Consider the following 24,212-nt stretch of genomic DNA (forward strand, 5'->3'; position numbering starts at 1 on the left):
TCCGGCCGCCGCACCGGCCCACTCACGGCAGCACCGTCCCCGGCAGAGCCCGCCGCCCTCCGAAAGGCAGCGCACAGCGCACACGCAACGCGGCAGTACCGGCGACAGCGGGCAGCACCGCCCTCGCCTTACGGCCACGCGGCACCACCGTCCGCCGGTGCATCACCGCGAACCCGGCCGCCTCGATCTCGTCGAGAATGCCCCGGTACAGGACCAGCGCCGTACGCACACACGGACGCGACAGCGGATCCAGCATCGGAATCCCCAGCGCCGCATGCCGGTAGATACCGCGAGTCATCGCCGCCAGATCGCGCAGCGCCTCCCGCACCCGCAGATCCGTACACCCACGCAGACGGCACCAGCGCAGCAGCTCCCGGTCCACCCCGTACGCCGCCAGCAAGTCCCGCGGAACATAGACGCGATCACGGTCCAGATCCTCACCGACATCACGCAGGAAGTTCGTGAGCTGGAAGGCAAGCCCCAGCGAAGCGGCATGCGGCCCCGCCTCGTCCGAAGGCACGACCGTGCCCAGCACCGGCAGCACCTGAAGCCCGATCACAGCGGCCGAACCGTGCATGTATCCGCGCAGCTCCTCATACGTGGCGTACTCCGTGACCGTCAGATCCATCCGCATCGAGTGCATGAAGTCGCCGAAGTGGCGCGGATCGATGGCGTAACGCCCGGCGGTGTCGACGAGCGCCGCGACCACCGGATGCGAACTGCGCCCGGAACGCAGCGCCGCCCGCAGCTCCGCGTCGAGCCTGCGCAGACGAGCGGCACGCTCCGGGAGCGGAATCGACGGGTCCTGATCGTCGACGATGTCGTCGGCCCAGCGTGCGAAGCCGTACAGGGCGTGCACCGCGGGACGGCGGCGGGGCGTCAGCAGACGAGTCGCCAGGAAGTACGTCTTGCCGTCACGGGCGTTCAGGCGGCGGCAGCGCGCATAGGCGGCACGCAGCGCGGGATCGGTGACGTGCGCGGCGTTCAGCTCACCGCGCATCACGGGCGGCGGCCTTCCGCGGCGGGGGCGGTGCGCGGCCCGCGGGCGGCGGAACGATCGCCGGAAGCGGTGCGAGCCGAAGTGGCGGCGGCGGGCGTGGCGGGGACGTTAGGCGTGGCGGCGGGCGAACCGGGGACGCCAGGCGTGGCGGCGCCGGGCGAACCGGGGCCCGTGGTCTGACGCGGTTCCGTACGTGCCCTCGTGCGGCCGTGGCCCTGGCCGTTGCTGGCGGCGCCCGGCAGAGACGCGGGCCGGTGCCTGCCGGTGATGCGGGCGGCCGCCAGCTTCCCCGACACGATCACCGTCGGCACGCCCACGCCCGGCGTCGTACCGCAGCCCGCGAGCACCACGTTCTCCCAACCCGACGGCAGATTCCCCGTACGGAACGGGCCGGTCTGCGCGAACGTATGCGCAGCGGAGAACGGCGTACCCGCCGCAAGCCGCTGAGCCGCCCAGTCCGCGGGCGTGACCAGCAGCTCCATCTCCAGATCCTGACCGAAACCCTCCAGGCCCCGGCCGCGCAGCACCGCCAGCAGCCTGTCGCGGTAACGGGGCCCGATGGCACGCCAGTTGTACGGACCCGTCGTCAAATTCGGGCACGGCGCCAGCACATAGTGCAGATGACGCCCAGGCGGCGCGAGAGAAGAGTCCGTGACGGTCGGCGCGGTGATCAGCAGCGACGGATCGCTCATCAACTCCCCCGTGCGGGTCAGCTCACGGAACGTGCGATGCCAGCTCGCGCCGAACGAAATGGTGTGGTGCGCCAGACCGGGCCAGCGGCGGGGCCCGCCCACATGCAGCACGACCGCGGACGGCGCGTGACGCAGCGGCAGCAGACGACGCGGCGCACCGCCCAACAGGCCGTGGGCGACGGGCAGATCACACGTCAGCACCAGCACGTCACAAGCGATGCGCTCACCGCCGTCCGTGAACACGGCAGTCGCCCGGCCCGCCGCCGAGCGCTCGACGCGGGTGACCGCGGTGCCGTAGCGGAAGGCGACACCGGCACGCTGCGCGGCGGCGGCCATGCCACGGGGCACCGCATGCATGCCGCCACGCGGGAAATGCACACCGGCGACCGTGTCCATATAGGCGATCACCGCATACGCCGCCAGCGCCCGCGTCGGCGGAACACCCGCGTAAAGCGCCTGGAACGAGAAGATCCGCCGCAGCCGCTCGTCGCGGACGAACCGCGCGACGCGGCCCTGCCAGGTGGCGAAGCCGCCCAGCGCGGCCAGCCGGACGAGATCCGGAGTCAACAGGCCCAGCGGGGAATCGAAGTTGGCGTCGATGAAGGAACGCATCTGCGCGCGGTAGATCCGCTCCAGCCAGCGCCGCAGCCGCCGGTACCCCGCCGCTTCCGCACCGCCCGCCGCGCGGCGGACCTCGCACTCCATGGCCTCGGCGTCGGTGTGTACGTCGATGTGCGTGCCGTCGGCGAACTGCGCGCGATACGCGGGATGCAGCGCCAGCAACTCGATATGCCGGGACATCGGTTCACCGACGGCGGCCATGGCCTCCTCGATGAGATGCGGCATGGTCAGCACCGTGGGGCCGGTGTCGAGAAGGTAGCCGCCCAGCTCGATGCGCCCGGCCCGGCCGCCGGGGCCCGCATCCCGCTCGACGACCGTGACGCTGCGGCCCGCGCCCGCCAGATGCAGCGCGGCCGAAAGACCGGACAGGCCCGCGCCGACCACGACAACGTGATCGGTACGGCCCGGCAGCGTCCTCATCGGTCCAAGGTGACCTCTGACGAGGTGCCGAACGGCGAGTGGCGCGCCGGTGGGCGGGTGAAACCGGGGGCGGGCGAGGGGTGTTGGTGGGGACTGGCGCCGGTGGGTCGGTGGGGGTGGGGTCCGAGGGCGGCGGCGCCGGGAGCCGGGAGCCGGGGCGGGGAGCAGAAGCGCGAAGGGGGGTGGGGATGGCTGGTGCCAGGATCGACGACCCGGGGGGCCTCCCCCCCACCCCCTCCCCCTCCCCGCCGTTCTCAGATCCTTGGTTCTATGCGGGCGATCGCTCGTAGCACGCGTGGTGCGATGCGGGAGATCGCTCGTGTCACGCGGGCTTCGGGCGTCACGGTGACGACCGCCTGGTTGCGTATGACGGCGCGCATGATCGTTGTGGCGGCTTTCTCCGGTGGGTAGCCGCGCAGTTTGTACAGCCGTGTGATCCGTTCGCGGCGGCGCCGTTGTGCTGCCTCGTCGAGGCCGACGAAGCGTGCGGTGCCGGTGATGCCGGTGGTCACGAATCCGGGGCAGACGGCTGTGACGCCGATGTCCTTTCCTGCGAGTTCCGCGCGTAGGCATTCGCTCAGCATCAGCACTGCCGCTTTGGACGTGCCGTACGCGGGCAGCAGCCTGGTGGGCTGGTAGGCGGCGGCGGACGCGATGTTGACGATGTGTCCTCCTTGCCCGCGGTCTGCCATCTGTCTGCCGAAGAGGCGGCAGCCGTGGATGACGCCCCAGAGGTTGGTGTCCAGGGTTCGCTGCCAGTCTTCGACGCTGGTGTCCAGGAAGGGCCCTGAGACGCCTATGCCGGCGTTGTTGACGAGGACGTCGACGGTTCCGTGTTCGTCGGCGACTTTCGCGGCGAGCTTCTCCATCCGGTGTTGGTCGCTCACGTCGGCGGTCTCGGCCCACGCCTGTGCGGCGCCTGCCTGTATGGCCGAGTCGGCGGTGTGCGCGGCTCGTTCGCCGTCGATGTCCACTGCTATGACTCGTGCTCCGGCGGCTGCGAAGGTCAGGGCGGTGGCCCGGCCGATGCCGCTTCCCGCGCCGGTGATCAGCACGAGTCTGCCGCCGAAGCGTTCCGCGAAGGTCTTCGAGTAGCGCTTCTCGGATGCTTTCTCGACGGTCTTCGCAACGGCCTTGTCGGGTGACTCAGCGAAGGTCTTGCCGTGTGCGGCGGCGGTGGCGGCGCTGGTGTCCCGCCGGTCGTGCCGCGGTTCGGGCCGGGGGTCCGTAGGCCCGTTCTCCCGGGCGTCGACGAAGTCGCCGATCCAGGTGGCCAGTTGGTCGGGCCGCGTGCGCGGGATCCAGTGTCTGGCGTCGATGGTCCGCCGGGTCACGTCGGGCGCCCATGTCTCCACGTCGTCGTAGAGCCGTTCGCTGAGGAAGGCGTCACGGGTCGGTGTGATCAGTTGGACGGGGACGTGGGCGTGGCAGTCCTCTCTGGGGGCGGCGCAGCCTGTAGCGCACGTTGTCGCGGTAGAGCCAGGCTCCGTGGGCGGCGTCGCGCGGCAGCGACGAGGTGGGGTAGCCGTCGTCGGGGAGTTTCTCGGCGCGGCGCAGCAGCCGCGGCCAGTACCGGGACAGCGGCCCGCGCCATGCCAGTTCGGGCAGGACGGGGGTGTGGAGCATGTAGACGTACCAGGAGCGGGCGCCTTGGGCGGCTGCCTGGGCGAGTCGCCGTGGTGTGGGGCGGCTGACGCGTTTTTTGATCCAGTGTCCGAAGTGGTCGAGGGACGGGCCGGACATGGAGGTGAGGGAGGCGATGCGGCCTCGGGTCTCCTCGGTGGTGGCGAATTCCCAGCCTTGTACGGAGCCCCAGTCGTGTCCCACCACGTGTACGGGCCGCCCGGGGGAGACGGCTTCGGCGACGGTGAGGAAGTCCTGGGTGAGTTTTTCCAGGGTGAAGCCGCCGCGTAGGGGTGTGGGTGCGGAGGAGCGGCCGCAGCCTCGTACGTCGTAGGCCACGACGTGGTAGCGGCCGGAGAGCCGTCGCGCGATCTTCGTCCAGACTTCCTTGCTGTCGGGGTAGCCGTGTACGAGGACGACGGTGGGCTGTCGGGGGTCGCCGAGTTCCGCGACGCACAGTTCGACGCCTTCGGGTGTGCGTACTCGCCGTTCCCTTGCGCCTTCGAGTGCCGCGTCGGGTGCGCGGTGGAGTGCCGTGCCGGTGCTCTTCGCCGGTGCCGTGCCCTGCTTCGGCATCAGTCCCCGGTCTCCGCTGTGTCCGCCGTCGCCGCCGTCGCCTGTGTCGTTGCGGCCTTGGCCGTCGTCCCGCTCGTTCACAGTTCCCCCACCTGTCGGTGCCGGCGGCGCCTGGAGGTGGCCGCCGGGTCGGTGTGTGGCCGACATGGTCAAGATGACTACGGGTCGCGGTGGGCGTCAACAGGGCTTCGGTGCCTGTGGATACCGGCGGTAAGCAATGGTGGTGCGGGTGTGCGCCGGGCCGGGGGCCCATCTGCCCGTCGCGGGGCGGGTTTTGGCCCCGCCTGGTAGGACCTGGCCGTGCCTGGCCCCTCTTGTCCTACGACCCCCTTAAGGGAGCATCACCCTTCGGTACCAGTCGGATCCAGCCCCCTGGGCGGACGTGACACATGGCTGTGAGGCCCTAGCGTCTGGGGTGTGACTGTGATTGCTATCGAAAGCCTGACCAAGCGGTACCCACGGGTGACCGCGCTGGACCGGCTGACCGTAGGCATCACACCGGGTGTTACCGGCCTGGTGGGCGCCAACGGGGCCGGTAAATCGACCCTCATCAAGATCCTGCTGGGGCTCGCTCCCGCGACGGAGGGCGGCGCCACGGTGCTCGGTCTCGACGTGGCCCGCGAGGGCTCGGCGATCCGTGAGCGCGTCGGCTACATGCCCGAGCACGACTGTCTGCCGCCCGATGTGTCGGCGACGGAGTTCGTCGTGCACATGGCCCGCATGTCGGGGCTGCCGTTCACCGCGGCACGTGAGCGTACGGCGGACACCCTGCGCCATGTCGGCCTGTACGAGGAGCGCTACCGCCCCATGGGCGGCTATTCGACGGGCATGAAGCAGCGCGTCAAGCTCGCTCAGGCCCTGGTGCACGACCCGAAGCTGGTGCTGCTGGACGAGCCGACGAACGGCCTGGACCCGGTGGGCCGTGACGAGATGCTCGCCCTGATCCGCCGTGTCCACACGGACTTCGGCATCTCGGTGCTCGTCACGTCGCATCTGCTGGGCGAGTTGGAGCGCACGTGCGACCACGTCGTCGTCATCGACGGCGGCAAGCTGCTGCGTGCCTCCAGCACGGCCGACTTCACCAAGAGCACCCCGTCGCTGACGGTGGAGGTCACGGACACCGATGCCCATCCGGACGGTACGGAGGCGCTGCGTTCGGCGCTGGCGGCCGCCGGTCTGACCGCGCGTGCCCCGGGTTCTGCGGGTGCGCCGGGTGCCGGCCATGTGCTGATGGTCGACGCCTCGGACGAGTCGGCGTACGACACGGTGCGCGACACCGTCGTGGAGCTGGGTCTGGGTCTGGTGCGGATGGAGCAGAGCCGCCACCGCATCGCCGAGGTCTTCCAGGACGACGACCGGACCGACGGCCACGCGGGGGCCTCCCCTGCCATGTCGTCCTCGGCGGCGGGCCCGGCCACCGCCGGCGACCCGGCAGCCGACTGTCAACTCCAGCCGCAGAAGGGAGGCAGCGGCGATGCCGTCTGAGCCTCACGCCAGCACGAGCACGTCCGTCGCGACCGCGGGCCGCCCGCCGGGGCAGCGCGGCGACGACGTCATCCACAACATCGGCTACCGCAACTACGACGGTCCGCGACTGGGCCGCGGCTATGCCCGCACCTCTCTGTTCGAGCAGTCCCTGCGCGGCGCGTACGGCCTGGGCCGTTCCGCGAAGTCGAAGGTGCTGCCGATGATCCTCTTCGCGGTCATGTGCGTGCCGGCGGCGATCGTCGTCGCCGTGACGGTCTTCACCAAGGCCAAGCAGATGCCGGTCGACTACAACGAGTACGTCGTGCAGATGCAGCCGGTCATCGGCGTGTACATCGCGGCCATGGCGCCTCAGGCGGTCTCCCTGGATCTGCGTTTCCGTGTGGTGCCGCTGTACTTCTCGCGTCCCATCGAGCGCGGCGACTACGTCGGCGCCAAGTACGCGGCGCTCACCGCCGCCGTGTTCGTCTTCACCGCCACGTCGGTGCTGATCCTCTACGTCGGGGCGCTGCTGGCGAAGCTCGACTTCGGGGACGAGACGAAGGGCTTCGCGCTGGGGCTGGTGTGCTGTCTGGTCTTCTCCGTGCTGCATGCGGGCATCGCGCTGGCCGTGGCCGCCGCGACTCCGCGGCGCGGTTTCGGCGTCGCCGCGATCATCGCCGTGATGACCATTCCGTACATGCTGGTCAGCGCGCTTCAGGCGATCGTCGCCGAGCAGGACAACGCCGCCGCGATCGGCTGGCTGGGTCTGGCGTCACCGGGGTCGCTCGTGGACGGTCTCCAGAGCAAGCTGCTCGACGGGCACAACGCCTTCCCCAGGGGCGAGGAGCTGACGTCCATGCAGACCTCCGCGTATGTGGCGCTGACGCTGGTGCTCATCGCGGGCACGTACGCGTTGCTGCTGCGCCGCTATCGGAAGGCGGGGCTGTGACCGCCTTCGCTCCCGGGCGCCGCCCGGGCAGGACTCCAGGACCCACCGCCGCCTCTCGATGGAACGGGCTACGCCCATGACTACTGTGCACATCGACCACACGTCCCGCTGGTTCGGGAACGTCGTCGCCGTCAACGACATCACCATGGACATCGGTCCCGGCGTCACGGGCCTGCTGGGGCCGAACGGCGCGGGCAAGTCCACGCTCATCAACATGATGGGCGGCTTCCTGCCGCCTTCGACGGGAAGTGTCACTCTCGACGGCGCCCCGATCTGGCGCAATCAGGACGCCTACCGGGAGATCGGCCTCGTGCCCGAGCGTGAGGGGATGTACGACTTCCTCACGGGCTGGGACTTCGTACTGGCCAACGCCGAGCTGCACAAGCTCTCCGACCCGGCCGCCGCGGCCCGCAGGGCGCTGGCCACGGTGGAGATGGAGCAGGCGCAGGACCGCAAGATCTCCACGTACAGCAAGGGCATGCGGCAGCGCGTGAAGATGGCGTCGGCGCTGGTGCACGATCCGTCGGTGCTGCTCCTGGACGAGCCGTTCAACGGCATGGACCCGCGGCAGCGGATGCAGTTGATGCAGCTTCTGCGGCAGATGGGAGACGCGGGCCGGACGGTGCTGTTCTCCTCGCACATCCTGGAGGAGGTCGAGCAGCTCGCCTCCCACATCGAGGTGGTGGTGGCGGGCAGGCACGCGGCGAGCGGCGACTTCCGCAAGATCCGCCGCCTGATGACGGACCGTCCGCACCGCTATCTCGTACGTTCCAGCGACGACCGGAGGCTTGCGGCTGCGCTCATCGCGGACGCGTCCACGGCGGGCATCGAGCTGGACTGGAACGAGAAGGCCCTCCAGATCCAGGCCATCGACTTCGGCCGGTTCACGGAGGTCCTTCCGCGTCTGGCACGCGAGCACGGCATCCGGCTCTTCACGGTCTCGCCGTCGGACGAGTCCCTGGAGAGCGTCTTCTCGTACCTCGTCGCGGCCTGAAGGGAGCCTTCACGATGTACAACACGACAGTCGCACGGCTCACCTACAGGGCGCTGCTGGGGCGCCGTCGCGCGCTGCTGCTGTGTGCGCTTCCGCTGCTGCTGCTGGTCGTCGCGGTGGCGGTGCGTCTGCTCGGCGACGTCGACGACGACATCACCAAGCAGCTCCTCGGCGGTTTCGCGATGGCGACCATCGTCCCGCTCATCGGCGTCGTCGCCGGGACGGGCGCCATCGCGCCGGAGATCGACGACGGTTCGGTGGTGTATCTGCTGTCGAAGCCGCTGCGCCGCTCCAGCATCGTCGTCACGAAGCTGCTCGTCGCGATCGGTGTGACGGTCGTCTTCTCGGCCGTTCCCACGTTCGTGGCGGGTTACGTCCTCAACGGCGACAGCCAGCAGATCGCCTCGGCCTACGCGGTCGCCGCCGCTGCCGCGTCCGTCGCCTACAGTGCGCTGTTCCTGCTGCTGGGCACGGTCTCCCGGCACGCGGTCGTGATCGGCCTGGTCTACGCGCTGATCTGGGAGGCGCTGTTCGGGAGTCTGGTGCCGGGCGCGCGGGAGCTTTCGGTGCAGCAGTGGGCGCTGACGCTGGCGCAGAAGGTCGGCGGCAGCGGCGCGGGCATCACCTCCGAGGTGGGCATGGCCACGGGTGTGACGCTGCTGGCCGCGGCCACGGTGGGCGGTGCCTGGTTCGCGAGCCGCAAGCTTCGTACGTTGACGCTCGCCGGGGAGGAGTGACCGGCCCGGCGTGCGGGCGTGACGGGTGAGGGGCGGGGCCGCGGTCGGTGAAGACCGCGGCCCCGCCCTCTTACGTGTGACGGGCGCCGGCCGCGAGGGGGCTGCCGCGCACCCGGTGCCGGGCGGTGAGGCGTGTGGTGCGCCGACCGGCAGATGAGACGCCGGACGCGTCCGCTCACGGGCGCGGCTAACGTGTCCTCATGTCACCAGCGAGCCGCTACGCCTACCTCGGCCCTGAGGGGACCTTCACCGAGGCCGCCCTGCGCACCCTCCCCGAGGCCGCCACCCGCGATCTGATCCCGATGGTGTCCGTGCCCGCCGCTTTGGACGCCGTACGCAACGGGGAGGCCGCCGCGGCTCTGGTTCCCATCGAGAACTCCGTGGAGGGCGGTGTCACGGCGACACTCGACGAGCTGGCGAGCGGCCGTCCGCTGATGATCTACCGCGAGGTGCTGCTGCCGATCGCGTTCGCGCTGCTGGCCCGGCCGGGCACTCCGATGGAGAGCATCAAGACGGTCACGGGCCATCCGGTCTCGCAGCCGCAGGTGCGGCGCTGGACGGCGGAGCATCTCCCGGACGCGGTGTGGGAGTCGGCGGCGTCCAACGCCGACGGCGCGCGGCTGGTGCAGGAGGGCCGCTACGACGCGGCGTTCGCGGGCGAGTTCGCCGCCGCCACCTACGGTCTGGAGCCGCTGGTGACGGGCATCCACGACGCGGACGACGCGGTGACGCGTTTCGTGCTGGTGGGCCGCCCGGCGCGGCCGGCGGCGGCGACCGGCTCGGACAAGACGTCGGTGGTCTTCTGGCTGCGCGACGACCATCCGGGCGCGCTGCTGGAGGTCCTTCAGGAGTTCGCGTCGCGCGGCGTGAACATGATGCGCATCGAGTCCCGGCCCACCGGGGAGGGCATCGGCCGCTACTGCTTCTCGGTGGACTGTGAGGGCCATGTGCAGGACCGCCGGGTGGGGGACGTGCTGATGGGTCTGAAGCGTGCGTGCGAGCAGGTGCGCTACCTCGGTTCGTATCCGCGTGCCGACGGCGGTCACGCGGTGGAGCGGCCGGGCACGACGGACGCGGAGTTCGTGGAGGCGGCGGACTGGCTGACGCGCTGCATGGACGGCAGGGGCTGAACGCGGCACCTGCGGTTCGGGGGCGGCTCGGGCGGTTCCGGTGGTGTGCGGGGCTGTGACGAGGGACGCGGCGGGCCGCTCCCAAAAGTTATCCACAGGGCCTCGGCGTTCCTGTGCACAACTCGTGGGCTCGTAAAGGGTGTTACGGGCAAATCGGAATGAAGACCTCAAAGGGCTTCGCAACGCATTCCGTCCTGTTTCGTCACGGCAATTCTCCTCGATCACACTTCTGTGTGAGACAACCCCGCTCGAACGAGTGCTTGCTACATGTTTGGGGCGAGATATCCGGGGTGGGCGGGATTCCCAGGAACGATCTCCTCCACAATCCACAGCCGCCCCCGGGGCCCTGTGGAAAGTATTGAGGGGGTGTGGGGCGGGCTGTGGATAAGTCCGTGGACAACTCCCCCCGCTCCGCCCGCGATTCCCCTCCCGGCGCCCCACTCGCCCCTCTCCCGCGCCCACTTCACGCACCGCGCCCGCTGCCTCAACTCCCGCTCCCCGGCGCAGAGATGGCAGGTGGGGCAGGTGCGAAACGCCCGTTCACGCCGGGCGCGGCCCGCACGTGGTGCGGCACCGAGAGCCCGCCGATCTCCCCCGGAGTCGGGCAACTCCGGCCGATAGCCGACCATTTCCGATGGAATTTCCGGGTCCGCCACCGCCGTGGTACTCGGTCGAGACGGAGAGGTCCCACCGGTACCCTGACGGGGTGATTGACCTCCGACTGCTCCGTGACGATCCCGAAAGTGTCCGCGAATCCCAGCGCGCCCGCGGAGAGGACGTCGGCATCGTCGACGCCCTGCTCTCCGCGGACGAACGGCGAAGGTCGTCCAGCGTCAGCTTCGACGAACTGCGCTCCGAGCAGAAGCAGCTCGGCAAGCTGATTCCCAAGGCCGACGGCGACGAGAAGGCCGAACTGCTGAAGAAGGCCGGTGAACTCTCCGCCGCCGTGAAGGCCGCCGACGCCGCGCAGAACGAAGCCGCCGAGGAGACCCAGCGGCTGCTGCGCCAGCTCGGCAACGTCGTACACCCGGACGTACCGGTGGGCGGCGAGGAGGACTTCACCGTCCGCGAGACGATCGGCTCGCCACGCGACTTCGCCGCCGAGGGCTTCGAACCGAAGGACCACCTCGAACTCGGCCAGCTCCTCGGAGCGATCGACGTCGAGCGCGGCGCCAAGGTCTCCGGCTCGCGCTTCTACTACCTCACCGGCGTCGGCGCCCTGCTGGAGCTGGCCCTCGTCAACGCCGCCGTCGCCCAGGCCACCGAGGCGGGCTTCACGCCCATGCTCACACCGGCTCTCGTGAAGCCGCAGGCCATGGAGGGCACCGGCTTCCTCGGGCAGGCAGCCCAGGACGTCTACCACCTGGAGAAGGACGACTTCTATCTGGTGGGCACCTCCGAAGTGCCCCTCGCCGGCTACCACATGGACGAGATCATCGACGCCTCCCGGCTGCCGCTGCGCTACGCCGCCTTCTCGCCCTGCTTCCGCCGCGAGGCCGGTTCGTACGGCAAGGACACCCGGGGGATCTTCCGGGTCCACCAGTTCGACAAGGTGGAGATGTTCTCCTACGTCGCGCCCGAGGACTCCGAGGCGGAGCATCTGCGCCTGCTGGAGTGGGAGAAGCAGTGGCTTACGGCCCTGGAGCTGCCGTTCCAGGTGATCGACGTCGCCACGGGCGATCTCGGCTCCTCCGCGGCCCGCAAGTACGACTGTGAGGCGTGGATCCCGACACAGGCCAAGTACCGGGAGCTGACGTCGACTTCGGACTGCACCGAGTTCCAGTCGCGGAGGCTGTCGATCCGGATGCGCGACGGCAAGAACGTAAGGCCGCTCGCGACGCTCAACGGCACGCTCTGCGCGGTGCCGCGCACGATCGTCGCGCTGCTGGAGAACCACCAGCAGGCGGACGGTTCGGTGCGGGTGCCCGAGCTGCTGCGTCCCTATCTGGGCGGGCGGGAGCGCCTGGAGCCGGTGGACGGCAAGTGACGGGCGAGCCCGGGGAGTCCGCAGCGGCCGGGCGGTTCCCCTACCGGCTGATCGCCACCGACCTCGACGGCACCCTGCTGCGCGACGACGGTACGGTCTCCCCCCGTACGCGCGCCGCGCTGGAGGCGGCCTGCGGGCGCGGCGCCGAACACATCGTGGTCACCGGCCGTGCGGTGCCGTGGACCCGGGACATCCTGGATGGCATGGGCTACAAGGGCCTCGCCGTCTGCGGTCAGGGCGCGCAGGTCTACGACACGGCCGCCGGGCGCATGGTGACGTCGGTGACGCTGGACCGGGGACTGGCACGGGCCGCCGTCGCCAGGATCGAGGCGGAGACGGGCCCGCTGACGATCGCCGCCTCACAGGACGGCACCGACGGCCAGGTGCTGATCGGGCCCGGCTATCGGGAGCAGGGCAAGGGCCTGCCCGCCGTGCGGTGCGCCGACGCCGAGGAGCTGTGGGCCGCGCCGCTGAACAAGCTGTACCTCCAGCATCCTGCCCTGGGCGACGACGAGTTGGCGAAGGCGGCGCGGGCCGTGGCGGGCGATCTGGTGAGCATCACCATGGCCGGGGAGGACCTGGTGGAGATGCTTCCGCTGGGCTTGAGCAAGGCGAAGGGCCTGGCGATCGCCGCGCGGCGGCTGGGCGTCTCGGCCGGGCAGACGATCGCGTTCGGCGACATGCCCAACGACGTCCCCATGTTCGGCTGGGCCGCGCACGGCGTCGCGATGGCGGACGCCCACCCCGAACTGCTCGCGGTCGCCGACGAGGTGACCGCTTCCAACGACGACGACGGCATCGCGGTCGTGCTGGAACGCCTTCTGGCGTCTTCCTGACCCTCCCGGTCCGAGCCACTACGGCGGTACGGGAGCGGCGCGTCACTCGACGGACCGGTCCCCGGACCCGTCCGCGTCTGCGTCTTCGCCCTCGCCGTAGAGGGCCGTGACGGATGTGGCCGCACTCATCAACTCGGCGCGTGCTGCCGCCGGTTCGAGCACCTCCACGTCGGCTCCGAACTGGAGTAGCTGGCGGGCGGCACGCAGCACCGGATAGGCGAGGCTCACGGCGACCCAGTCGTCGGCCCCCGGCGACTGCGCCGGAACAGCCGCCTCCGCGCCGTTGCCGTCACCGCGCTCATCACGCTCATCACGCTCACCGCGTTCGCTGCCGCTGTCGGCGCCCTCGCCCCTGCCCTCCACGTCCGCGTTCTCCGCGTCCGTGTTCTCGACGCCCGAGTCGTCCGCGTCCGGGTCCTCCGCGCCCGGGTCCTCCGCGTCCGTGTCGCCAAGTTCCGTGCCTGCAAGTTCCTCGTCTTCGACGTGCACGACGAACGGGCCGACGATGCGCCGGAACATCTCCAGGCGCCCCCGCCGGACGCGGACGCTCAGCCGCACGTTCGCGGGCCGTTCCTCGACCTGGCGGCGCAACGCCTCCCAGGCGTCGGCCAGTTCGACCCCGTCCCTGCGCCGCACGGGCGCCTCCGTGACGGTCGCGTCGAGTATCCGGTCCGCGCGGAAGAGCTGCGCACGGGCCCTGCGGTCCGCCACGAGATACCAGGTGCCCGCCTTCGCGACGAGCCCGTACGGGTCGACGGTGTAGCGGTGCGTGGTGGTCTCGCCGCCGTGCCGGTAGCGGATGCGCAGCCTGCGGTCGGTGAAGACGGCCGTGTTGAGGACGTCGAGGTCGACGGAGGGCTGCGGCCCGGCAAGCCAGCGGCCGGGGTCGACGAGGATGCGGCGGCTGGTGAGTTCGGCCGCTGGGCGGTGCGGTGCCGGAAGAGCCGCCATCACCTTGCGCAGCGCCGAGCCGATTGCGCCGTCCAGGCCGAGCGCGGAGTGGGTTCCCTGTGCGGCGAGTACGAACAGTGCGCGTGCCTCGTCCGAGGTGAGGCCGGTGACGTCCGTACGGAACCCGTCGAGCAGCGATATGCCTCCGTGCCGCCCCCGCTCCGCGTAGACGGGGACGCCCGCGGTCGAGAGGGACTCCACGTCGCGGTAGATGGTGCGGGTGGAGACCTCCAGGCGCCGGGCCAGTTCGTCGGCGCGTACCCGGCCACGGGTCTGGAGCAGCAGCAGGATCGAGAGCAGGCGGTCCGACTTCACGTTCGCCAGCATGCCGTAAACCTGACGGCGGGTGTCAGGAAAAGGGGGGAAGGTCTGTGCGTCCGCGGGCGACAGCCGCCCGCAGCAACCGTCCACTTCCCGGCTGTCCGCCGGATCTCGAGGAGCCACCGACCATGAACGCAGACGCATCCGCAGCCCAGGACCCTTCGACGAGCGACCCGCGTCCCGTCTACGAGCGCGCCGCCGAACAGATGGCGTCCCTGTTCGAGGCGGTACGGCCCGGACAGCTCACGGACCCCACCCCGTGCGGCGAATTCGACGTGGGCGCCCTCCTCAGCCATGTCGTCGGCGGCACCCTGCGCATCGCGCAGGTCGGCGAGGGCGGCGGCCCCGGTGAGCCCGACCCGGACGCGAAGGTCGACTCCGGGGTCTCCGGCGTACCGGACGACGGCTGGATCGAGCCGTATGCGCAGGCCCGCGGGCGCTTCGCGGCGGCCTGGGCCGACGACGCCAGACTGGACGAGCCGGTCACCGTGCCGTGGGGGACGATGCCGGGCCGCTTCGCGCTCGCGGGCAGCGTGATGGAGGTCGTCACCCACTCCTGGGATCTGGCGCAGGCGCTCGGACGGCAGGACCTGCTCGACCCCGCGCTGGCGAGCTTCGCGCTGGCCGTGGCCCGGCAGGCGGTGCCGGAGGAGCGCGGCGAGGGCGTGCCGTTCGGGCCGCCGCTGAGCGCGCCCGAGGGCACCGACGACTACGGGCGGCTCGCGGCGTGGCTGGGCCGCGGCTGGGACCCGGCACCGGTCGCGGGCCGGGGTGCGGAGCAGGGCGCGGGGCAGTCGGGCCGGGACCGCGAGCACGGCCGTGACTGACGGGGCACCGGGGAGCGCCGCGCGGGCCGCGAACTCCGGGTCCGCGAACACCCGGTCTGCGAAATCCGGGTCTGTGAAATCCGGGTCCCCGAACTCCGGGTCCGCGGACGCCGGTTCGGCCCTCGGCGACGGGAACGTACGCGGCCGCCTGCTGAGACCCGCGGACGCCGAGTACGCCGACGAGACCCAAGGCTTCCAGGCCGCCTACCGGCACCGGCCCGATCTGATCGTCCGCGCCGCGGGCGCCGACGACGTCGCCGCCGCGGTCGGGCACGCCGCCGCGCACCGTATGCCCGTAGCCGTGCAGGCCACCGGCCACGGGCTGACGTCGCCGCAGCACGGCGGCATGCTGATCAGCACACGCCGCATGTCGGAGGTCCGCGTCGACCCCGGCGCCCGCACGGCGTGGATCGGCGCGGGCGTGCGCTGGGGCCGGGTCGTGGAGCAGGCCGCACGTTACGGGCTCGCACCGCTGAGCGGTTCGGGACCGGGCGTGGGCGCTGTCTCCTACACGCTGAACGGCGGAGTCGGCCTGCTCGCCCGGGAGTTCGGCTACGCGGCCGACCATGTGCGCGTCGTCGAGATCGTCACGGCGGACGCCCGCGTCCGGCACGTCACGGCGGACCGCGACCCGGAACTGTTCTGGGCGCTGCGCGGCGGCGGAGGCGGCCTCGGCGTGGTGACGGGCATGGAGATCGGGCTGATGCCCGTCGAGCGTTTCCACGGCGGCCAGTTGATCTACGACGGAGGGTCGGCCGGTGAGGTGCTGGAGGCGTGGCGCGAGTGGACGGCGACCGCGCCGGAACGGCTGACGTCGTCGCTGACGCTGATGCGCTACCCGGATCTGCCGGTGCTGCCCGGTCATCTGCGCGGTAGACACGTCGTACAGATCCAGCTCGTACTCGACGGCGGTGAAGCGGAGGGCGAGCGGCTCGTGGCGCCGCTGCGTGCGGCCGGGCCGCGGATCTCGGAGACGCTGCGGACGATGCCGTACGGCGAGGGCGCGAGCGTGTACAACGAGCCGGATCAGCCGCACCCGTACCAGGGCGCGAACGTGCTGCTGGGAGAGCGGCTGCCGGACCGGGCGGCGCTGGATTCCGTGGTGGAGCTGACCGGGCCGTCGGCTCCGGCGATGACGGTGCTGAACCTGCGGCACATGGGCGGGGCGCTGTCCCGGGAGCCCGCGGTGCCCAACGCCGTCGGCGGCCGGGACGCGGGGTGGCTGATGACGGTGCTGTCGGTGCCGGACGCCGTCGAGGGCCCGGAGGGCTCAGAGGGCTCAGAGGGCTCGGAGGGCGAGGCCTCCGGCCCCTCGGCACCCGCAGGCCCTCGCGAGCTGCGGCTGCATCATCAGCGGGTGTTCGGCGAGGTGGCGCCGTGGACGGTGGGGACGAACCTCAACTTCCGGTACGGGCGCTCGGCGGGCGCGGCGCCCCACGCGGCGCGGGCGGCCTACCCGGCGGAGGCCCGGCGGCGCCTGGCCGAGCTGAAGGCGTCGCTGGATCCGCTGAATCTGTTCCGTTTCCAGCAGGGCCGGCTGGAGGACGCGGAGCCGGAGGCGCGGCAGGGGGCGTAGGGCCGAGCCCGGCACGGCCGGGCCGAGCCGTCGGGTGCGGGGCCGAGTCCGGTCGCCCGGATTCGGCCCCGCACCCGGTCCGTTCGCCGGCCCGTCGGACGGTCGTCGTCGCAGCCGCGACAGCCGTCGCCCTTGGCCGCCCCGCTCAGCCCTCCAGCAGGGCCTGCCCCACGTACTCGCCCTTCGACGGCCCGCCGGGCACGGCGAACAGCCCGCTGGCCTCATGCCGTACGTACCGCGACAGCGCGTCCCCGCGGTCGAGTTTCCGCTGCACCGGTACGAAGCCGCGCAGCGGATCGGCCTGCCAGGCGATGAAGAGCAGACCGGCGTCCGGCGCCCCGTCGTCGCGGAAGCCGTCGTGGTACGAGAAGGGGCGCCGCAGCATCGCGGCCCCGCCGTTCGTCGCGGGGGCCGAGACTCGTACATGGGCGTCCGCGGGGATGGCCGGGGACCCGCCCGTGCTCCTCTTCTCAAGGTCGGGATCGGTGTGCTCGGTGCCGCCCGAGAGCGGGGCGCCGTCGGACTTGCGGCGGCCGATGACCCTCTCCTGTTCCTTGAGCGGGATCTTGTCCCAGTCGTCCAGCAGCATCCGGATGCGGCGTACGACGGCGAACGAACCGTTCGCCATCCACGACGGTTTCGACGACGACGGCACGAAGATGCGGCCGTCGAAGTCGGGCTCCGAGGGCTTGGGGTTGTTCGTGCCGTCGACCTGGCCCATGAGGTTGCGCACCGTCATGGGGCGGCGGGTGGCGCCGGGGGTGCGGGTGAAGCCGTTCATCTGCCAGCGCAGCCGGGCCGTACCTGCGGCCTGACGCTGGATCTCACGCAGCGCGTCGAAGGCCACGAGGCCGTCGTCGCAGCCGATCTGCACCCACAGATCCCCGTCCGAACGCTTCTTGTCGAGGGCGTCGCCGGAGAAGTCGGGAAGCGGCGCGAGCCCGTCGGGCCGCTGCTTCTCAAGTCCCGTGCGGGAGAAGAAGGTACGGCCGAAGCCGAAGGTGACGGACAGGGAGCAGGGGCCCGCGTCGAGGGCGATTCCCGTGGAGTTCGCGGTCGACTCGTCCGCCATCAGCTCACGGGCCGTGCGCGACCAGCGCTTCAGCAGCGCGGCCGCCTGCTTGCGCCCCGCCCCGGAGACGAGGTCGAAGGCGAGCAGATGCCCGAAGGCCTGCAACGGCGTGGTGATTCCGGCCTGGTGCTTTCCGTGGAAGGGCACGCGCGTCGAACCGACGGACGTGACGGGCTTCGGTGCCTTGCGGTCGTCACGTGCGGCGGCCTGCGCGACCGCGCCGCCCGTGGCGCCGACGGCCAGACCGGTGGCTCCCGCCGCTCCGACTGTGCTGACGAGGCGCCGGCGTGAGACGCCGTTCGGTTCGTGGTCGTGCTGAGTCATGGCTGCTTCCTGGCGTGTTCCGACATGGGCGGGTGCGTTGCGGCGGGCCGTCGACTGCGCTCCCACATGCTCGCTCGCATGTGTTCGTACCGGCGCCGGTGCTCGTGCTGTCGTACGTGCTGCTGCTTGTGCCGGTGCTCGTCTCGGGCACGTGAGTTGAGCTATATCTCCCGGAACGTTCGGTTATTCACATGAATGATCCGTTTGCCGCTTCCGTGCGCGAGCACCGGGCCGTGGTGAGCCGTCAGTCGATCTGCACCGTCTTGCTCTCGGTGACCTGGTCGATGTCCGAGGTACGGATCGTGACGGACGCCTTCCACCGCCCCGGCGCTGGAAGTTGGACCGTCTCCGAACGCCAGCGCCCCTTCGCCTTGTTGATCCTCTCGAACTCCACGGAGAACGGGCCGAGATCCTGCTCGGGGAGGGTGAGCGACGCCTTCACCTCCTCGGTGCGAAGCTGCTTGCCGTCCGGGCCCTCGGTGACGATCCGCAGCGAGTTGCCGCCGGTCTGACCCGGTGTGATCCACAGCACCGCCGTGCCCTTGCCGCCGGGCCCGCCGGTGTCGAACGGGATCTTCTGCTGAAGCGTGAGTCCCTTACGGGTCTGGCCCGTACCGGCGCCGGGTTCCTTCCCGGCCGCCGTCAGCTCCTCGGTACGGCCCGGTTCGGTGCCGGTGAGGGCGGTGGCCACGATGAGCAGAACGGCGGCGACGGCGGCCTCCGCGAGCACGGAGCGGCGCAGACCGGCACGTTCGGGGTCGGCCTCGCGGGCCTTGCGTCGCCGCTCGCGGGCCATCGCAGCGCGCTGGCGGGCGAGTTGAGCGGCCCGGCCGCTCCGGTCGGGCGCCTCGTCCCCGCCCGGGGCCTCGGGGCCGTCCGCTCCGTCGGCCGCTCCGCGCGTCGCGCCGGACGTTGCGCCGTCCGCCGCGGCGCCCACGGTGGCGGGCACTTCCTCACGTACGTCCACGTCTGCGTTCGCGTTCGCGTTCGCGTTCGCGATGGCGTCGGCATCGGCATCGGAGTTCGCGTTCGTGATGGCCTCGGCGTCCTGGCGTGCCTCGCCGAGCCGTGCCGTCCACTGCCGTGAGACGGAGGCGAGGCCGACGAGGACGACGACCAGGCCCACCTTCGCCAGCAGCAGCCGCCCGTAGGACGTACCGACGAGGGCGCTCAGCGTGCCGAGCTGCCGCCACGACTGGTAGAGCCCCGTCACGGCCAGCACCAGCACGCTGCCGAACGCGATGCGTGAGAAGCGCCGTACGACATCGCGGGACGGGGACGGTCCCCAGTGGAGCACCGTCAGCAGCGAGGCCAGCCCGCCGAGCCACGCGGCGACCGCCAGCATGTGGATCACGTCGACGGGCATCGCCACCTGCGGCTGCAACCCCGTGGAGGCGTGCTCCGCGATGGCCCACGTCGCGGCGAGGCCGACGGCGACGACGCCTCCGCCGAGGGTGAGTCCCAACGTGACGTCCCGTACGCTCCGTTCGCCGTCGTCACTCTCGCCCCGTTCCCCGTCGCCGGTTGCGTCCGCATCGCCGGCCCCGCGCTCATCGACGCGCTCATCGACGCGCTCGGCTTCGCCGTCCCCGGCGCCGGCCTTCTCCGGACCGCCGTCCTCCGGCTCCGCTCCCCGGCCTCTTTCGTACGAGCCGAAGAGCACGGCGACGATCACGGCCGCCGTCCCCAGCAGCAGCAGCCGTGCGGCCAGGGCCGCGCCGGGCTTCGTCGCGAGGGAGTCCCGCAGTCCGCCGAGGTCGAAGACCTCGCTCAACTGCCCCGTACCGGTATAGGCGTTGCGCAGCAGCAGCATCAGCAAGGTCGCGCCGGTGAGCGTCAGCCAGCCCGTGACCACAAGCCGCTGTAGGCGGCGCACCGCCGCCCGCCGCGGCCCGCACGCCAGGACGAAGGCGCCGCCGCCCACCAGCAGCACGAAGCCCGCGTACGCCGCGTAGCGCCCCACCTGGTAGAGCCAGCCCACCGGGCCGCCGCCCGTCGCCTGCCCCTCGTCCGCGACGTTCGCCGCGGTCGCCGACGGATGCCCCACGGAGAAGGTGAACGCCCCGGCCACGGGATGGCTGTCGTCCGAGACCGCCTTCCAGGCCACGGTGTACGTGCCCTTGGGCCCGTCGGGCTTGAGGCCCACGGCGCGGGTGTTCGCCTTGCCGGGCACCTCGCGGACCTTGGCGGTGTCGAGCCGTTTGCCATCGGGGCCGAGCACACGTATCGAGTCGTCGGACATCGATACGCCCTCGGAGAAGGTCACGGTGACCTGCTTCGGCGGGCTCTTCACCACCCGGCCCTCCGCCGGGCTGCTGTCGGTCTGCACGGCGTGCGCCGAGGCCGGTGCGGCGGTGCCCACCACGGTGAGCAGTGCGCACAGCGCGGCGCCCAGCAGCGCGAGCAGGAGGTTCGCGGGCGTGAGGCGCCGCCCGCCGGGATGCGGCAGCGGACGCGGGCGCGCACGTACAGGCCCGCGCACGGGGGTACGGGGACGCCTGGTGGTGAGCGGCACGGGTCGGTCCCTCATTTCTTCGGTACGAAGTTCGTCGCCTCGACCGGCATCGTCACGTCGATGTCGCCGGACTTGCTGAAGTGGAGCGTCACCCGCACCTTCTCGCCCTTGACCGGTTTCCGCTCCGGTTTGAGGAACATGATGTGGTTTCCGCCTCTGGCCAGGCGCAGCGTCCCGTCCGCGGGCACCGCCAGCGAGTTCACGTGCTGCATCTGCTGCCCCGAGGTGGAGTGGAGCTGGGCCTCGCCGAAGCTCTTGCTCTTCACCGAGGTCAGCCGGTCCGCTGTCCCGCCGGTGTTCCTCACGGTGAGGAAGCCGCCCGCCATGTCGGCGGTGACCGGCTCGGGCATATAGGCACCGCTGACGGCCAGCCGGGGCCGCGAGCCGCCGGAGCCGTCTTGTGATTCGGAGTCGGAGCCGCACGCGGCGAGCGCGGAGAGCGCGACGGAGGCGGCCAGCAGCGCGGTGAGGCGGCGCCCCGTGGCGGGGCGCGGGGCGTGCGTCGTCACGGGTTCTCCCCCTTGATGATCTCGGGGAGTTCCTTCTGGAGGATCTCCGGCGTCGTGTTGCCCTCGGTGTAGAGCACGTGCGCCTTGTCGTCCTTCGGGGAGAAGGCGAGCAGTTGGGCGCCGTGCGTGGAGACGACGTCACCGTTCTTCTTCTTGTACGAGGGCTCGATGCTGACGCCGACGGTACGGGCGCCCGCCTGGATGGTGTCGAAGTCGCCCGTGAGCCCCGTGAACGAAGGGTCCTGTCCGCGCAGCCAGCTTCCCAGCTCCTTCGGCTTGTCGCGCTTGGGGTCGGACGTGACGAAGACGACCTGGAGCTTCTTCTTCTGCTCCGCGGTCAGCTTGGACCTGGCCACGGCGATGTTGCTCATCGTCAGCGGGCAGACGTCGGGGCAGTGGGTGTAGCCGAAGTACAGCAGCACCGGCTTGCCCTTGGTCTCCTCGATCAGGTCGTACTTCTCGCCGTGGGTGTCGGTGAGGGTGAGGTCGGGCTTCTCGAAGGGCTGGTCGAGCACTGCTCCGCCCTTTTTCTGAGGTTCGACGGAGGCGACGGCCTTGTCGCCGTCTCCTTCGTCGCCGCCGGACGAGCCGCCGCAGCCCGTGAGGAGGAGGGCGGCGGCGAGCGTGAGCGCCGCGGCGCTGAGAGTCGTGGTCTTACGCATAGGGCACTGGGCTTTCTGGCTTTCTGCTGCTGAGCAGCGAAGTGGATGCGTGTGTGGTGAGGGCGTGCGCCGGGCGCTCGGCTGCCGGGCCGGGGGCGGGGTGCCCGTACCGCCGTGGTGGTGCTGCCGTAGGCGGGTACGGCCGTGTGAGGAACGGTACGGACACCCCTGCCAGGCGCCACCGGCCGGGAGCCCCGAGTCAGGCGCCCCGAGTCAGGTGCTCGGCGTCATGAGCTGCGGCGCCGGCCCGCGAGCACGCCGAACGCGACCCCCGCGACCCCGGCCACGATGCCGACGGCCCCGAGCACGCGTGCGGTGTTGTCCGTACCGCCCCCTCCGGCCTGGTCCGAAGTCCCGCTCTCCGCCGAGGCCTTCTGCGAACCGGCCGCGGCCTCGGAGTGCCCGCCTTCCGCGTCCCCCGAGAGCTTCAGCACCGGAGCCGGATACTCCGGCTCGGGCTCGCCCTCCTTGGGCTCCTCGATCCAGCGGACGACCTCGTCGTCGTCGTAGGTCTGGAGCGCCTTGAAGACGAGCTGGTCGGCGTCCTCGGGCAGTTCGCCCATGGAGACCGGGAACTGCTGGAACTCGCCCTTCTTCACCTCGCCCCCGGTCCAGGTGATCTTGGTGACGGCCTCGGTGATCTTCTCGCCGTGCACCTCTATCGGCTTGTCCAGCTTGGACTTGGTGACCTTGACGTCCCAGCCGGGCACCGGCTGCGGCATCACGGACGCCAGCGGATGGTCCTCGGGCAGACTGACCTCCAGCTTGTCGGTGGAGGCGTCGTCCCGCTCGTTGGGGACCTTGAAGTTGACGACGGTGTAGTCGCCCGGCGCCGCGCTCTCCGGATCGACGGACACATGCGCGAACGCGGGCCCCGCGCACAGCAGTACGGAGGTGGCCGTGAGGGCGCCGACCGTGGTCAGACGGCGGCGCGTGGTGCTCTGCATGGTGATGCTCCTGGATCGACAGGACGGAACACATGACGGGACGTACGGACGTGACCGGGCCCGGCCGCCGCCTGCGGACACTCCACCGCTGCGCGAACGGCGTGCGTACGGGCGTCGCGAGTGCGGAGTCGCTTTCACGAGCGTCGCGGGCGCGAACGCCGTTGGCACGAACGCCGCGTGCGCGAGCGCAGCGAGTACGGGCGAAGTACGGGCACTCCGGGGTCCGGAGGCACACGGACGTACGGGATACGGACGTGCGCGGGACACCGGCACACGTCACGGCGCGCGGCGCGTGCGCACGCCGTCGTTCCGTCCTTGGGCGCCGTGCGTCAGGCCGCGAGCTCGTAACTCTCGTGCGGTGCACGGCACGGCGGGCCGCGCCTGTTGACGGAGTGGTTCAGCAGCACGGAAGAGGCCGTGCCGTGTTCACGTGTGTGCCGGAACGAGGCGCGGGCGGGCATGTCCGGCAGCAGGCCGCCGCGCAGCGCCCGTACGAATGCGAGGGCCGCGCCGAGCGCACCGAACGACGAGGCGACGTGGCGGACGGCGCTGCGTGCCGAGCGTGCCGACAGCCGGACCAGTCGCCACAGCGCCGCTTCGCCACGGCGCAGGAACCAGCCGAGGAGGAGCGCGGCGAGGAGGTGCCCCAGCAGCATGGGGCCGTCGAACAGGGACAGTGCCGCGTGGGCGGCGGAGCGCAGGCACTCCAGAGGGGCGTCTGCGGCGGACGCGGCGCCGCCGGCCGCCTCGTGCCCGGCGTGACCGGCGTGGTGCGCGTGCTGAGCCATGTCTCCATGCCCGGAGTGCCCCGCGTGCCCCGTCAGTTTGTCGGCGTCGAACCCGGCGTCGGAGACGATCCGCCGCGCCCGTGACTCGCTGATCCCTCCTGGCGGTTCGTCGCACAGCAGCGCGGCGGCGAGTTGCCTCAGCCCGGTGGTGTGCGTCCCGTGCGTCCCGGCGTGTGCCGGGGCCGACGATGCGGCGCCGCTTCCGGCGGCGGCGCGTCCGCAGGAGAAGAGGGTGTGCAGTGCGAGCTGCCCGGCCGCGAGGAGCGCGGCTATCCCCGGAAGTGAACGCTCCCGCCCGGCGAGGGGCGCCGCGACCGCGAAGACCACGGCGAAACCGAGTCCCAGGGACCACAGCGGCATGCGCTGCCCGCCCGTCAGGGAGTGACCGGCCGCGGACAACGTCACACAGACCGCGGTGAACACCGCGGCCCGCACGAGTCTGAGATCCGCCCCGGCAGTCATGGCGGCGTCATCATCTCACCGGCTGCACATGCGCATCCTCCAGGGGTCGAAACGCCCTGAATCGCGTGCACTCGCCGCTCCCGTCGCCCGCTCCCCGTCCGGCAGGAGCCCGTGACACGTCCTCCGATTGGACGGGTTGAGCCGGCACGGGTGCGTACGGGCCGCCCGATCGGCAATACGTATGCCCATGGCCGTGGTGGTCCCACGGGGCCGACCGTCGAGCCTC

The 24,212-nt window shown here is 71.3% G+C and carries 18 protein-coding genes and 1 pseudogene; 9 read left to right on the forward strand and 10 right to left on the reverse strand.

The window, feature by feature from the left end:
* Nucleotides 1-22: 22 nt before the first annotated feature.
* The 3 genes and pseudogenes from MMA15_RS14320 to MMA15_RS28480 all read right to left on the reverse strand — a co-directional run bounded on the left by MMA15_RS14320 (nt 23) and on the right by MMA15_RS28480 (nt 4,932).
* Nucleotides 23-1,003 carry a phytoene/squalene synthase family protein gene (locus MMA15_RS14320; protein ID WP_241060013.1) on the reverse strand — a complete coding sequence of 327 codons (981 nt, stop codon included), beginning with the start codon at nt 1,001-1,003 and terminating at the stop codon, nt 23-25.
* Entirely contained in the window at nt 1,000-2,733 is a 1,734-nt protein-coding gene (gene crtI, locus MMA15_RS14325; RefSeq protein ID WP_241060015.1) for a phytoene desaturase family protein, read from the reverse strand. Before crtI ends, MMA15_RS14320 begins: the two co-directional genes overlap by 4 nt.
* A gap of 254 nt (nt 2,734-2,987) precedes the next feature.
* Nucleotides 2,988-4,932: pseudogene (locus MMA15_RS28480) on the reverse strand (SDR family oxidoreductase).
* A gap of 423 nt (nt 4,933-5,355) precedes the next feature.
* Between MMA15_RS28480 and MMA15_RS14340 the strand changes: the two are divergent.
* The 7 genes from MMA15_RS14340 (at nt 5,356) to MMA15_RS14370 (ending at nt 13,032) form a co-directional block, all read left to right on the forward strand.
* Nucleotides 5,356-6,417: an ABC transporter ATP-binding protein gene (locus MMA15_RS14340; RefSeq protein WP_241063194.1), complete on the forward strand. Its 1,062-nt coding sequence runs from the start codon at nt 5,356-5,358 to the stop codon at nt 6,415-6,417.
* Complete coding sequence (locus tag MMA15_RS14345) at nt 6,407-7,348, forward strand: ABC transporter permease subunit (protein ID WP_241060020.1); 942 nt, start codon at nt 6,407-6,409, stop codon at nt 7,346-7,348. Before MMA15_RS14340 ends, MMA15_RS14345 begins: the two co-directional genes overlap by 11 nt.
* Nucleotides 7,349-7,424: 76 nt before the next feature.
* The gene (locus tag MMA15_RS14350; protein ID WP_241060021.1) at nt 7,425-8,342 is read left to right on the forward strand and encodes an ABC transporter ATP-binding protein; all 918 of its coding nucleotides are present in this window, start codon (nt 7,425-7,427) and stop codon (nt 8,340-8,342) included.
* Between the two features lie 14 nt (nt 8,343-8,356).
* Nucleotides 8,357-9,079 carry an ABC transporter permease subunit gene (locus MMA15_RS14355; protein WP_241060023.1) on the forward strand — a complete coding sequence of 241 codons (723 nt, stop codon included), beginning with the start codon at nt 8,357-8,359 and terminating at the stop codon, nt 9,077-9,079.
* Nucleotides 9,080-9,279: 200 nt separating this feature from the next.
* Nucleotides 9,280-10,209, forward strand: a complete 930-nt coding sequence (gene pheA, locus MMA15_RS14360; protein WP_241060025.1) for a prephenate dehydratase — start codon at nt 9,280-9,282, stop codon at nt 10,207-10,209.
* A gap of 706 nt (nt 10,210-10,915) precedes the next feature.
* Nucleotides 10,916-12,196: a serine--tRNA ligase gene (gene serS / locus MMA15_RS14365; RefSeq protein ID WP_241060027.1), complete on the forward strand. Its 1,281-nt coding sequence runs from the start codon at nt 10,916-10,918 to the stop codon at nt 12,194-12,196.
* A complete protein-coding gene (locus MMA15_RS14370) occupies nt 12,193-13,032 on the forward strand; it encodes an HAD family hydrolase (protein WP_241060029.1) in 840 nt (279 codons plus the stop codon). The genes serS and MMA15_RS14370 overlap by 4 nt, the downstream gene beginning before the upstream one ends.
* Nucleotides 13,033-13,074: 42 nt before the next feature.
* Here the strand turns inward: MMA15_RS14370 and MMA15_RS14375 are convergent, their stop codons facing one another.
* Complete coding sequence (locus MMA15_RS14375) at nt 13,075-14,298, reverse strand: helix-turn-helix transcriptional regulator (RefSeq protein ID WP_241063195.1); 1,224 nt, start codon at nt 14,296-14,298, stop codon at nt 13,075-13,077.
* Nucleotides 14,299-14,432: 134 nt separating this feature from the next.
* Between MMA15_RS14375 and MMA15_RS14380 the strand changes: the two genes are divergently transcribed.
* Nucleotides 14,433-15,131: a TIGR03086 family metal-binding protein gene (locus tag MMA15_RS14380; RefSeq protein WP_241060031.1), complete on the forward strand. Its 699-nt coding sequence runs from the start codon at nt 14,433-14,435 to the stop codon at nt 15,129-15,131.
* A 73-nt stretch (nt 15,132-15,204) separates the two neighbouring features.
* On the forward strand, nt 15,205-16,707 hold the full coding sequence (locus MMA15_RS14385; protein WP_241060032.1) for an FAD-binding oxidoreductase: 1,503 nt from the start codon (nt 15,205-15,207) through the stop codon (nt 16,705-16,707).
* 145 nt (nt 16,708-16,852) lie between these two features.
* Here MMA15_RS14385 and efeB read toward each other — a convergent pair whose 3' ends face one another.
* From efeB to MMA15_RS14415, 6 genes are all read right to left on the reverse strand, one after another.
* Nucleotides 16,853-18,103, reverse strand: coding sequence for an iron uptake transporter deferrochelatase/peroxidase subunit (gene efeB / locus MMA15_RS14390; RefSeq protein ID WP_241060034.1), 1,251 nt, complete (start codon nt 18,101-18,103; stop codon nt 16,853-16,855).
* Nucleotides 18,104-18,347: 244 nt separating this feature from the next.
* Entirely contained in the window at nt 18,348-20,618 is a 2,271-nt protein-coding gene (locus MMA15_RS14395; RefSeq protein ID WP_241060036.1) for a copper resistance CopC/CopD family protein, read from the reverse strand.
* An 11-nt stretch (nt 20,619-20,629) separates the two neighbouring features.
* The gene (locus MMA15_RS14400) at nt 20,630-21,127 is read right to left on the reverse strand and encodes a copper chaperone PCu(A)C (protein ID WP_241060038.1); all 498 of its coding nucleotides are present in this window, start codon (nt 21,125-21,127) and stop codon (nt 20,630-20,632) included.
* Entirely contained in the window at nt 21,124-21,789 is a 666-nt protein-coding gene (locus MMA15_RS14405; protein WP_241060040.1) for an SCO family protein, read from the reverse strand. The genes MMA15_RS14400 and MMA15_RS14405 overlap by 4 nt, the downstream gene beginning before the upstream one ends.
* A 227-nt stretch (nt 21,790-22,016) precedes the next feature.
* Entirely contained in the window at nt 22,017-22,736 is a 720-nt protein-coding gene (locus tag MMA15_RS14410) for a YcnI family copper-binding membrane protein (RefSeq protein WP_241060042.1), read from the reverse strand.
* A 329-nt stretch (nt 22,737-23,065) separates the two neighbouring features.
* Nucleotides 23,066-23,986 carry a hypothetical protein gene (locus MMA15_RS14415; RefSeq protein WP_241060043.1) on the reverse strand — a complete coding sequence of 307 codons (921 nt, stop codon included), beginning with the start codon at nt 23,984-23,986 and terminating at the stop codon, nt 23,066-23,068.
* Between the last annotated feature and the right edge of the window lie 226 nt (nt 23,987-24,212).

Source organism: Streptomyces marispadix (assembly GCF_022524345.1).
In the GTDB taxonomy this organism is placed as follows: Bacteria; Actinomycetota; Actinomycetes; order Streptomycetales; family Streptomycetaceae; genus Streptomyces; species Streptomyces marispadix.